This window comes from Blautia sp. MSK.18.38 (assembly GCF_024460535.1).
Taxonomy (GTDB): Bacteria; Bacillota; Clostridia; order Lachnospirales; family Lachnospiraceae; genus Blautia_A; species Blautia_A fusiformis.
Window position 1 is genome coordinate 48,952 of record NZ_JANFYP010000015.1, and the last position, 12,228, is coordinate 61,179.

The following is a 12,228-nucleotide window of genomic DNA, read 5'->3' on the forward strand; positions in this document are numbered from 1 at the left end:
AAAAATTTCTTCTATATATAATATGACCAGAGAAGGTTTCTGTCATATTTCTTTCTGCAAATTCATAGATTTCAGGAAAAAGGATTTTTTTATGGAACAGGAGCCTATCGCACGTACTGCTCTGGATGAAATGGTGGAAAGTGACCAGGATCAGATGCTGAAAGCCATGATCCCGTACCTTCCTTCTTCCGGGCAGCGGTTTTTATCTGTGTATACGAAAGTCCGGGAACTTCGGAATACCATGTCGCTTTTTCAAAGCAGCCGTAGAACAGCCGATCTGCAGGCTACCGGTTTTTCTGGCACCGATCCTCTGGAAATGCTGCAGGATATCCGTAAGTGCTGTGGCGGAGAAAATCGCCGTCAGATCGATCATATCACCAGTCTTATGGCTACGATCCAGATGCTTCAGATCATGAATGAAGATTCGTCAGGAGGTGAGAATCCATGAGTGATGACTGGAAAAATAATCCCCGGCTTTCCGGAATGGACCCTCAGAAGCTTTCCATGCTTCAGGGTCTGGCAGATCAGGGATTGGGGAAAAATCCGTCCGAACTTCTGCCTTTTATCATGGGCGCAGCTTCTAAAGGAAAAAATGCGGGCTTAAATTTCAGCTCTGATGAGATCTCTACTATCATAGAAGTTCTGAAAATGGGGAAAAGTCCGGTAGAGGCAGCTAAACTTGACAGAATTGTGAATCTGATGAAAATGATACGTCATTAACAGCTCTGTGATCCCGGAACAGCGGTTTTCTGTTCCGGGATTTTCTACTTTGTAATTCTTTTTATATTTGTCGGAATATAATCTGCAAAAATCTGACATATCCATAGATTCTATCGCATAATTCATAGAACATATTCCCTATTTTTGTGATATTTTTTTATCATTTTCCCTTTCTTCTTATATCAGTATATGGTATACTTGTCCGTGAAATGAATGATATGCAAAATAGGATTTTATGCGTCAAGTGTTTGGCGAATGGGGAGTTGTCGCCAGAACGAAAAGTACGTCTTACGGTATGAAATCCGCACCCGTTGCAGCAATATAAGAGAATATCTCATATTGTGTAGGGCTTTTTCGACATACGTTCTATTACAATTGGAGATATCTTTTTTTATGCGCAAAAATAAAAGAGACAGTCTCCGAAAAACGTGATTTTTTTAACAAATGGAGGTTGTTATTTATGGTAGACAAAGCAAAAGTTGAAGAGGCGATCAAGCTTCTTCTCGAGGGAATCGGCGAGGATGTAAACAGAGAGGGACTGCAGGGAACTCCGGAACGTATCGCCCGCATGTGCGAGGAAATTTATGGCGGACTTGATAATGAAGCGGATGAACATCTTCAGAAACAGTTTCATGTAGAGAACAATGAAATGGTTCTGGAAAAGGATATTACCTTTTATTCCATGTGTGAACATCATCTTATGCCCTTTTACGGTAAAGCTCATATCGCATATATCCCAAATGGCAAGGTTACCGGCTTAAGCAAGCTGGCCCGTACCGTTGATGTGTATGCAAGAAGACCGCAGATCCAGGAACGTCTGACTGTGCAGATCGCAGATGCGCTGGAACGTGTTCTCGCTCCAAAGGGAATCATGGTTATGCTGGAAGCGGAGCATACCTGCATGACCATGCGTGGAATCAAAAAGCCGGGAAGCAAAACGGTTACGACTGTTACCAGAGGTGAATTTAAAGAAAATATGGAGCTTCAGAAACAGTTCCTTGCTATGGTCAAGGACTGATGGACAGAGTGAATCAGATCTGGAATCATCCGCTCTATCAGAATGAGCTTAATAAGCTTCAGCTTCTGGAGACTGACCGTGAATTCTGCAGACATACACCGGAGCATTTTTTGGATGTGGCACGCCTTGCCTATATCCGGGCACTTGAGGAAAATGCTCCTGTTTCAAAGGAACTGATCTACTGTACTGCCCTTCTTCACGATATCGGACGGGCCAGACAGTATGAAGATGGCACTCCTCATGATGAGGCCGGTGCTGCTATCGCAGGACAGATCTTAAACGAGCTTGGATTTTCTATGGAAGAAATGGAAGCGATCATTGCGGCAATACGTGGTCACAGAGCTCAGACGGATCCGACAGTTCTTGGAAAATTGCTCTATACTGCGGACAAAAGCTCCAGAAACTGTTTTTCCTGTAAAGCAGAGCCGGAATGTTACTGGTCTCCTGCTAAAAAAAATATGACGATCCAATATTAGGAGGTTTTTCCATGAAAATCGGAAATCGTGAGTTTGATGTAAAAAACAAAACATATATTATGGGTATCCTAAATGTCACACCGGATTCTTTCTCAGATGGCGGAAAATGGAACGATATGGATCATGCCCTGAAACATACAGAAGCTATGATCGCCGAAGGTGCTGATATTCTTGATATCGGTGGGGAATCCACACGTCCGGGGCATACACCGGTTGGCGCACAGGAGGAGATCGAGCGTATTCTTCCTGTTATCGAAGCAGTAAAAGGGCGTTTTGATATCCCCATCTCTGTAGATACCTATAAGGGATGTGTTGCGGAAGAAGCCCTGAAACACGGAGCAGATCTTATCAATGACATCTGGGGACTGAAATATGATCCTGAAATGGCTCCTGTCATTGCCAGATATCAGGCTCCCTGCTGTCTGATGCATAACAAAGATAATACTGAATACAATAATTTTATTGTGGATATGCTGGCAGAAACCCAGGAATGTGTCAATATTGCCAAACGTGCCGGTATTGCCGATGATAAGATCATCCTTGATCCTGGTGTCGGATTTGGTAAAACCTATGAGATGAACCTGATGACTATGGATAATCTGGAGCTTTTCCGGAAGCTGGGATATCCGGTGCTTCTTGGTACCTCCAGAAAATCCATGATCGGACTTGCCCTTGATCTTCCTGTAGATCAGCGTGTAGAGGGAACTCTTGCCACATCGGTGATCGGTGTTATGAAGGGGTGTGCATTTGTCCGTGTTCATGACATCAAAGAAAATAAACGCGTCATCCAGATGACAGAAGCTATTCTGGGACGTTAGGAGGAACTGATGGATAAAATCGAAATCAGAGATCTTGAGATTTTTGCAAACCATGGTGTGTTTCCGGAAGAAACAGCTCTCGGACAGAAATTTGTTGTTTCTGCTGTTATGTATACAGAAACACGTCCGGCAGGGCTGACAGATGATCTTTCTGCTTCCATCAATTATGGAGAAGTCAGTCATATGATCACCGATTTTCTTCAGAAAAATACTTATAAACTTCTGGAGGCTGCTGTGGAGAATCTGGCAGAGACGCTGCTGCTTTCTCTCCCTCTTCTTAAAAAGATCACCCTCCGTATTGAAAAGCCCTGGGCTCCGGTAGGTCTTCCGCTGAAAACCGTTGCTGTGGAAATTACCCGAGGCTGGCATACGGCTTATATTGCTTTTGGTTCCAATATGGGGGATAAGAAGAAATACCTGGACAATGCGATCCAGGGTCTTCGGGATATGAAAGAGATTGTTGTTGAAAAGGTTTCCGAGTATCTTGTAACGGAGCCTTACGGGGATGTGGAGCAGGATGAGTTTCTCAACGGAGCCTTAAGAGTCCGGACGCTGCTTTCTCCGGAGGAGCTTCTTGACAGGCTGCATGTGCTGGAACAGGCTGCGGACCGGAAAAGGATCATTCACTGGGGACCAAGGACACTGGATCTGGATATTCTGTTTTACGATAATGAGATTATTGATACAGTGGAACTACATGTGCCTCATATTGATATGGAAAACAGGGATTTTGTTTTGAAGCCTATGGTGGAGATCGCACCGTATCTTCGGCATCCGGTGTTGAATTTAACAATGGAGCAGTTGTTAAAAAAGCTTGAGGGAAAAACTTTGGCGGTGTGACTTTATTTATTAAATAATAAAAAGATAACAAGCCCGATACAGATATCTTTACTATAATCTGTATCAGGCTTGTTTTGTATCAGTGTGAATTATTGACTATTATCGAAAAATATTTTATTTCTGGTTTACCAGATCAAATTCGTCAGTGATCTCTTTGGATGGTGCCTTGGTAATGAGGCTGACGATGATGTTTGCTGCAATAGCCACCAGGAATGCGGGAAGAAGTTCATAGATTCCCCAGGCGCCGCCGAGCGTGCTGATTCCGTATTTCCAGATAAATACCATGGAACCGCCGCAGATCATTCCTGCCAGGGCTCCCTGCCAGTTGGAACGTCTCCAGAATAATGCCAGAAGTACCACCGGGCCGAATACGGCTCCGAAGCCTGCCCAGGCAAAGGATACGATAGTAAACACAGAACTGTTCGGGTCGCGGGCAATAAACATGGCTACTACGGCGATGAGAAGAAGCGTGATCTTATCGGCTACCATGCTTTCTTTTTTTGTTTCTTTATCCTTCAGGATACTTCCGAGAAGGTCGGAAGAAACTGCTGAGGATGCTGCCAGGAGCTGAGAATCTGCAGTTGACATGGTGGATGCCAAGATTCCTGCAAGGATGAGTCCTGCAAGGATTGCTGCAATTACACCATGTTTACTGAGAAGATCTGCGATCTGAACGATAATTGTCTCAGATGCGGAGCCTTCCAGAAGGTCAAACTCTCCTGCTGCTGTCATTCCAAGTCCTACCACACCAATCAGTACTGCTACTGCCAGTGAGATCACTACCCATGTAGTTGCTACTCTTCTGGAAAGTGTAAGCTTCTCTTCGTCTTCGATCGCCATGAAACGAAGAAGAATATGCGGCATTCCGAAATATCCAAGTCCCCATGCAAGCATGGAAATGATATTAAGCAGTGGATATGCCTGTTCTGTTCCGGTTGTTGGATCATATGTAGTAAACATAGTCAGATATCCGGGCAGTGATCTTGCATGGTCTGCAACTGCTTCAATACCACCTGCTGTGCTAATCCCGAATACAAATACGATCACAAGAGCGATGGACATGATGATACTCTGAATAAAGTCCGTGGTAGATGCTGCCAGGAATCCTCCCAGTGTGGTGTATCCAACGATGACCAGTGCACTGATGATCATAGCTGGCAGATATTTTACACCGAAGAGACTTGCAAAAAGTTTACCACAGGCTGCAAATCCGGAAGCTGTATACGGAATAAAAAAGATCACGATAAAAATCGCTCCGATAGACTGCAGGATCTTTTTCTCATCTCTGTAACGATTACTGAAAAAGGATGGCAATGTAATGGAATTTCCTGCCACATGTGTGTAGCGGCGGATTCTTTTTGCCACGATCCTCCAGTTTACGTAAGTTCCGATCGCAAGGCCAATGGCTGTCCAGCCTGCATCTGCAATACCGGTAAGATAAGCAAGTCCCGGCAGGCCCATCAGAAGCCAGCTGCTCATGTCAGAAGCCTCTGCACTCATAGCTGTGACAAGTGGACCAAGCTTTCGTCCTCCAAGATAGAAATCAGAACTGTCATTATTGTTCTTGGAGCAAAGATAACCTACAAAGATCATTGCACCCAGATAGACGATAATGGCTGCCATTATACAAATATGTGCTGTTGTCATTGTTTCTCTCCCTTCCATGTTTCTGCTTTAAAATCACAAAACATGAGGGATTTTGCTTATGCATCCCCATGCTTTCTGTTTTTAAACCAGTTTTACACATATTTATAGATTTTATTATATTAACTTTAGAAAGTAAAGAGGATTTTTCGTTTTTTTACATAAAAAAGTATTTTATATGAAGAAAAAGGGCTGAACCATATAAGGCGGCCCAGCTCTTTTTCAAAATCTCTGTTTATTTTTCTTCCATACGCTTCTGCACATCTTCCACTGTATATGCTTCTGTCAGTGCTTTCATATCATTCGGTGTAGTGTCTGGATTATACGACTTGATCACTTTCATCAGATCTGCACAGCTGTATGCATTTTCATAAATGTCCTGTGTATATCCGTAAAGCTTATTGAAAGAAGCTTTATCGGATGCACTCCAGAAGCCCTGATACAGACGCACTGTATTAGAATCAGCGTCGTCGGTATTTGCCTCCGGATAACCGGTCATTGCATTGTACAGGATCGCAAAGGCAGGACCGCCCATGGATGCATATTTACCGGCAATGTAATCAATTTTAGGATTTCCAAAGGAATCCTCAGTATTGATCTCATCGTGGTTTTCCTGGGAGAAGCAGTCAACTGCTCCAATCTTGATATTGGAGCCCTGCTCATCTTCTTTTGCTGTAACAATCTTCATGATCTCATCTACATTGAAGGTACAGAGAATTGCATCATAATTTCCGTCTACAAAAGCATGTTTCAGATTATTGATCCCTTTTGGGGCTGTCATATAGCCTGGACAGATGGTAATGCTGATATCATCTTTTCCTGTATCTGCAACGGTTGTTTTCTCAGATGCCGCAAGCCTCTCAACATCCTCGGAATAAGTCAGCCCCTCCTTCTCCGCCAGAGCTTCCAGAACACCGATCGCTCTCTGAAGATGCATGTAGTTTCCAGCGGAGGAACCACCTGTCAGTACAATATATTTGCTGGTGTCTGCATCTGCAAAATACTCTGCCATATTATAGCCGGCTTCATAATCTGCTTTTGCATCCGGTCCTACGCTTCCAAGAAAATACTGGCTGTTTTTTATCTTGTCATAATCTTCATCACTGATGTTTCCAGAACCAAGAACATAATACATTTCTTCCTCATCGCAGGTTTCTACGATCTTCTGGATATCCTGTCCATAAAAAGAAATGATCCCGCTCACACCCTGCTGCTTCATTGCGCGGATGAAATCGCACTCATCCTCCGCAGAATTGATATTTCCTGAAAAATAAAACTTAACCGGAAACCCCTGCTGGATGTATTCTCTGTAATAGTTCATGAACATGTTCATTTCCGGGCTGTCCTGATTATATACTACAACACCTATTGTATATTGGATATCTCCGTCTTCGACAGCAGCAGAAACTTTTTTTCCGCCAACTGTAAAAACGGCAAGCAGCAACAACAGAATGCCCAGTACTTTAAAGTTTTTAAAAATCATACTGTTTTGTGCATTTCCTTATTTTTCCGTTACATAATGGCAGGCTACTTCATGTCCGGACTCTACTTCTGTGAGCACAGGACGGATCGTCCTGCATTTCTCCATGCAGTGTTCGCAACGATTCTGGAATGGACAGCCATGAGGAACATCCAGAGGGCTGGGGGCCTCACTTTCGATGCTCTCGATCTTTTTGTTCTGATCCATATGAATGGAAAACTGTGCCCCCAGAAGAGCCTGTGTATATGGATGAAGAGACTTTTCCGTAACATCCTCTCCCGGAATTACCTCCACGATATTCCCGAGGTACATGACAGCAATCTGATGAGCAAAGGAACGGATCAGAGCCAGGTCATGGCAGATAAAAAGCATGCTGATGTTTTTCTCCTTCTGGAGACGCACCAGAAGACGGATCACGGATTCCTGTACGGAAACATCGAGTGCAGAGGTAGCCTCGTCACATACCAGGATCTCCGGCTCCAGGGAAAGTGCCCGGGCAATACTGATACGCTGACGCTGACCACCACTCATGTTATGGGGATAGCGGTCTATAAAATCTTCAGGAAGCTCTACCATTTTCAGGAGTTCTCTGGCCTTGGATTCCTTTTCGCTTCTTTTCAGCTTTCCGTAATTGATCAGGGGTTCTGTGAGAATATCCACGATCTTCATTTTCGGGTCAAAGGACGCCAACGGATCCTGGAAGACCATCTGCATGTTCTGACGGTTCAGCCAGGTTTCTTTTTGGGAAAGATCAGAGAGGTTTTTTCCATGGTAAAGGATCTCTCCGCTAGTCGGCTTGTCAAGAGAAATGACCATGCGGACAAAGGTTGATTTACCGCAGCCACTTTCTCCGACGATTCCCAGAGTCTTTCCTTTATAAACGTTCAGGTTCACATCGTTGCAGGCTGTTAATGTTCTGCCGCCGGAAGCCGGGAACTGTTTTACGATATGTTTTGCACTGAGTACGATATCGGATTCCTTAAACATAACGCTGTCCCTCCATTTCCGGCACTGCAGCCAGCAGTTTCTTTGTATAGTCACTGGTCGGATGCTCCATGACTTCATCTCGTGTTCCCTGATCCACAACTTTTCCGTTTTGCATAACAACAAGCTGATCTGCCATATAGGCTGCTACGCCAATGTTATGAGTAACAATGATGATACCGGTTCCGAAATCATCACGGAGCTCCATCATCTGGCGTACGATCTGTGCCTGTGTAGTAACGTCCAGCGCACTGGTCGGCTCATCTGCAAGAAGCAGCTCCGGGTTAAAAGTCATGGCCATGGCAATACCAACTCGCTGGCGCATACCACCGGAAAGCTGGTGAGGATAACTTTTCATGATATTTTCCGCGTCCGGAAGACGCATTTTCTGGAGCATGGAACAGCCTTTCTTCCATGCTTCTGCTTTGGATATATCTGTATGTGTACAGATATATTCCACATACTGACTTCCAATCTTACGGATAGGGTTCAGGGTTCCGCCGCAGTCCTGGAAGATCATGGAAATGCGGGTACCCCTTAAATTTCTCCATTCATCCTTTGTATTGGAAAGCAGAGAATGTCCGTGAAACTGAATATCTCCGGTGCTGACCCGGCCACCTCCGGCGAGTGCACCGAGGACAGCACGGATCACGGTTGTTTTTCCACTTCCACTCTCGCCTACCACACTGATGATCTCCCCCTTCTTCATGGAAAGGTTGAAATGTTCAATGGTAGGTGCCTGTTTTCCGTACTGAACGGAAAGATCCTTGATCTCAAGCATAAATAAGCGCTCCTTTACTCGGCAAGAGTGATATCCTTTGTCAGCCAGTAATAATCCATTGGATACATCTTAACACCTGTTACCTTTTTGTTGGAGAAGAGGTAGGTTGTCTCATAACCAAAGAATACAGTTGCAGCATCATCCATGATATCCTGCTGAATATCGATGATGAGATCTTTTCTCTTGTCCTCATCAAATGTCTGCGCAAGCTCGTCAAGAAGCTTGTCAACCTCCGGGTTATTGTATCCTGCAGTATTGTTTGCAGAGGAGCTGTACCAGTTCTCTCTTAAGTAGTTCTCAGGGTCTCCAGTGTTTGCTACCAGCACGTTCCAGATCAGAAGGTCATACTGACCGGAATCTCTCATGTCAAGAAGTGTCTCATAACTTACTGTGTTCAGGTTTACGTTGATACCGATCTCCTTCAGACTGGCCTGTGCTGCCTGTGCGTATACACCAAGCTCGGCACGGCTTGTGTAGATAACAAAATCAAGAACAAGAGGATCTCCGTCAGGAGTTTCTACAAATCCGTCACCGTCAACATCTTTGTATCCGGCCTCATCAAGGATCTTCTTTGCGCTGTCCGGATCATAGGAATTCTCATCCTTCAGATCATCGAATCCAAAGTCAAGTGTTGGAGGAACCGGTGCTTTACCAGCTGTTGCACCCCCCTCAAGAAGAGTGTTGCAGTATGTTTCCTTGTCAAGGCCACGAAGAAGTGCCTGGCGAAGAGCCTTATCGCTGAGTGCATGATCCTCATTCTGGTTCATGAATGCATAGGTGGAGCGAAGAGACTGAAGCTCCTGGATGTCGTAATTGTCATTTCCCTCAAACTCAACCAGGTTCTCTGTTTTCAGGTTGTAAGCGATATCGATCTCACCTGTCTGAAGAGCCATGGAACGTGTTGTCTGGTCATCCACACATTTCAGTGTAACTTTATCAAGGGGAACTTCTCCATCCCAGTAGTTCTCATTTTTTACTACGATACAGGAATCCGTCGGGCTGAAAGACTCTACTGCGTAAGGTCCTGTACAGATCGGTCCTTCCATGGCAAATGTAGAATCATCTACATTTGTATTTACGATCAGAAACAGCGGGTCTGCAAGGCATCCGGCCATGTTTGCATTTGCTCTGTTCAGGTGGAAAATCAAGTTCTGTCCGTCAACTTCGAGGCTGTCGAGATCAAAGAATTCCGGAACACGGTCACTCTTTTCAGCGGTACGTTCGATGGAGGCTTTTACCATTTCCGGTGTCATATCGTCACCGTTGGAGAATTTTACGCCCTCACGGATCTTGAAGGTCCATGTTTTTCCATCGTCACTGTTTTCCCACTTTTCCGCAAGACATGGAACGATCTCACCGTTCTCATCGAATTTTGTGAGGCACTCGCCGATCGCATAACGGGATACAACCCAGCTGAAATACTGCTCTGTCGGCTCCAGTGTATCTGCAAAGCTTGTTACTCCGATGGTGATTTCCTTATCACTTTTTTTGTCACCCTTTGCCTGAGCCACTGTTGTCATGGAAAAAGTCATCATACATGCAAGTGTAGCAGCCAGCACTTTTTTAACTACATTATTTCTCATTTCATCCTCCTAAAGATAATAACTGATCATATGGTGTTGGTTTGTTACAGAGTTGTTTTATTGATCCTGACGCGGATCCAGTACATCACGGATGCTGTCTCCAAGCATGTTGAAAACAACAACACAGATCACGATAGCGATACCAGGGTAGATCATAAGCCATGGCGCCTTTGCCATGTAGGTTCTTCCTTCATTCAGCATCAGTCCCCACTCCGGTGTCGGCGCAGTTGCACCAAATCCCAGGAATGAAAGGGAAGCCAGCTCCAGCATCATAGTTCCGATATCTGCTGCCGCAGTTACCACCATCTGGGTTACCATGTTGGGAAGAATGTGTACAAGAAGAATTTTCCAGGTCTTTGTTCCGTTTACTATAGCTGCCTCTATGTAAAGACTCTTCTTGACTTTCAAGACCATACTTCGTGCAAGACGGGCATATTTTGTCCAGCTTACAGCCGCAATGGAGATAACGGCATTGACCAGGTTTGGTCCAAGCATGCCGGCAATGGCAATGGCCAGTACAAGCCCAGGGAAGGAGATCATCATATCTGCGATACGCATGATCACTGCATCCACAACGCCGCCGAAATATCCGGCAATAACTCCTAAAAATGTACCGATGACAAAGATCACCGCAACCAGACATAAGGTCATGATCAGAGAGGTTCTTGTTCCGAAGATAACACGGGAAAGAAGATCTCGTCCAAGCTTATCCGTTCCGAATAGATGAGCGGAGCTTGGCTCCTGCAGTGATTCGGTCATAACTGCATTCAGTGGATCATATGGTGAGAGCTGTGGCGCAAAGATCGCAATTCCGATCACCACGAGACCCAGAATGAAGAAAAGAGTGAACTGTTTATTTTCTTTGAATGTTCGTAATACCTTTTTCAATTATCTATCCTCCTTAAGTCTTGGATCGAGATAAGTATAGGACAGATCCACAAGCAGGTTGATGCACATGTACAGGATCGCGATCCAGAGTACATAGCCCTGTACAAGAGGATAGTCACGACAGGAAATTGCTTTTACTGCCATATTTCCCATTCCAGGCCAGTTGTAAATGATCTCTACAACTGCAGTACCTCCCAGAAGACTTCCAAGGGAAAGTCCCAGCAATGTTACCAGAGGAAGCATTACGTTAGGAAGGACGTGTTTCCAGAGAATAACGCTTTCCTTGATTCCACGCATTCTTGCACCTGTGACATAATCCTGGTGAAGTTCCTCCAGTACTGCACTTCTTACCTGTCTGGTATATTTTGCAGACATGGCAAGTGCAAGAGTCAGCGCCGGGAGGATCATGGATTTAAAATCAGTACTGCCTCCTGCAACATTGATCCAGCGAAGCTGAACACCAAAGATGCTGAGAAGGATCAGGCCCAGCCAGAAGCTTGGAACAGATACTCCCACAAAGGTAATTCCTCTCACAAAATAATCCGGGAATTTGTTCTGATATACAGCGGCCAGGATTCCAAGCGGTATGGAAATAATGACCATCATCAGAAGTGCCAGCAACGACATCCTCAGCGTCGGCCAGAAACAGGATACCAGTTTATCTGTTACCGGCATTTTGAAAGAATAGGACTGTCCCATATCTCCTGTAACAACACCCTTCAGCCAGGAACCATACTGCACGAGAAAGGGCTGATCAAGGCCAAGCTCATGTCTTGTCTGTTCCAGAAGCTCTGGTGTAGGAAGATTACCACACTCTGTCAGCATGATCTCCGCAGGATCACCAGGTGACAGATAGGTCAGTCCAAATGTGAAAAAGCTGATTCCAAATAATACAATGATGATCTGGAGAAATCTTTTTCCTACTTGTTTCTTTGTCACGTTTTACTCCTTTCCTCATTTGATGCGATTTTAACATTGCCGTTTTAATTTAGTTAG

General features: G+C 44.7%; 13 protein-coding genes and 1 riboswitch. Of the genes, 6 read left to right on the top strand and 7 right to left on the bottom strand.

Annotated features, from left to right (window positions below; all coding sequences use genetic code 11):
• Positions 1-91 precede the first annotated feature (91 nt).
• The 6 genes from NE638_RS10625 (at position 92) to folK (ending at position 3,872) form a co-directional block, all read left to right on the top strand.
• The gene (locus NE638_RS10625; protein WP_022426549.1) at positions 92-448 is read left to right on the top strand and encodes a hypothetical protein; all 357 of its coding nucleotides are present in this window, start codon (positions 92-94) and stop codon (positions 446-448) included.
• Complete coding sequence (locus NE638_RS10630) at positions 445-720, top strand: hypothetical protein (RefSeq protein WP_118608709.1); 276 nt, start codon at positions 445-447, stop codon at positions 718-720. The genes NE638_RS10625 and NE638_RS10630 overlap by 4 nt, the downstream gene beginning before the upstream one ends.
• A 219-nt stretch (positions 721-939) precedes the next feature.
• Positions 940-1,036, top strand: a riboswitch (THF riboswitch).
• Between the two features lie 144 nt (positions 1,037-1,180).
• Complete coding sequence (gene folE / locus NE638_RS10635; protein ID WP_015524935.1) at positions 1,181-1,738, top strand: GTP cyclohydrolase I FolE; 558 nt, start codon at positions 1,181-1,183, stop codon at positions 1,736-1,738.
• Entirely contained in the window at positions 1,738-2,214 is a 477-nt protein-coding gene (locus NE638_RS10640; protein WP_021651470.1) for an HD domain-containing protein, read from the top strand. Before folE ends, NE638_RS10640 begins: the two co-directional genes overlap by 1 nt.
• A gap of 11 nt (positions 2,215-2,225) precedes the next feature.
• Entirely contained in the window at positions 2,226-3,032 is an 807-nt protein-coding gene (gene folP, locus NE638_RS10645; RefSeq protein ID WP_092070547.1) for a dihydropteroate synthase, read from the top strand.
• 9 nt (positions 3,033-3,041) lie between these two features.
• Positions 3,042-3,872, top strand: coding sequence for a 2-amino-4-hydroxy-6-hydroxymethyldihydropteridine diphosphokinase (gene folK / locus NE638_RS10650; RefSeq protein WP_092070551.1), 831 nt, complete (start codon positions 3,042-3,044; stop codon positions 3,870-3,872).
• 114 nt (positions 3,873-3,986) lie between these two features.
• Here the strand turns inward: folK and putP are convergent, their stop codons facing one another.
• The 7 genes from putP to nikB all read right to left on the bottom strand — a co-directional run bounded on the left by putP (position 3,987) and on the right by nikB (position 12,171).
• A complete protein-coding gene (gene putP, locus NE638_RS10655) occupies positions 3,987-5,519 on the bottom strand; it encodes a sodium/proline symporter PutP (RefSeq protein WP_110103526.1) in 1,533 nt (510 codons plus the stop codon).
• Between the two features lie 232 nt (positions 5,520-5,751).
• Positions 5,752-6,999: a hypothetical protein gene (locus NE638_RS10660; RefSeq protein WP_173746167.1), complete on the bottom strand. Its 1,248-nt coding sequence runs from the start codon at positions 6,997-6,999 to the stop codon at positions 5,752-5,754.
• An 18-nt stretch (positions 7,000-7,017) separates the two neighbouring features.
• Entirely contained in the window at positions 7,018-7,983 is a 966-nt protein-coding gene (locus NE638_RS10665) for an ABC transporter ATP-binding protein (RefSeq protein ID WP_173746168.1), read from the bottom strand.
• Entirely contained in the window at positions 7,976-8,761 is a 786-nt protein-coding gene (locus tag NE638_RS10670; protein ID WP_059085714.1) for an ABC transporter ATP-binding protein, read from the bottom strand. The genes NE638_RS10665 and NE638_RS10670 overlap by 8 nt, the downstream gene beginning before the upstream one ends.
• A gap of 14 nt (positions 8,762-8,775) precedes the next feature.
• A complete protein-coding gene (locus NE638_RS10675) occupies positions 8,776-10,344 on the bottom strand; it encodes an ABC transporter substrate-binding protein (RefSeq protein WP_173746169.1) in 1,569 nt (522 codons plus the stop codon).
• 57 nt (positions 10,345-10,401) lie between these two features.
• A complete protein-coding gene (gene nikC / locus NE638_RS10680; protein ID WP_173746170.1) occupies positions 10,402-11,232 on the bottom strand; it encodes a nickel transporter permease in 831 nt (276 codons plus the stop codon).
• Positions 11,233-12,171, bottom strand: coding sequence for a nickel ABC transporter permease (gene nikB / locus NE638_RS10685; RefSeq protein ID WP_021651480.1), 939 nt, complete (start codon positions 12,169-12,171; stop codon positions 11,233-11,235).
• Positions 12,172-12,228: the final 57 nt, after the last annotated feature.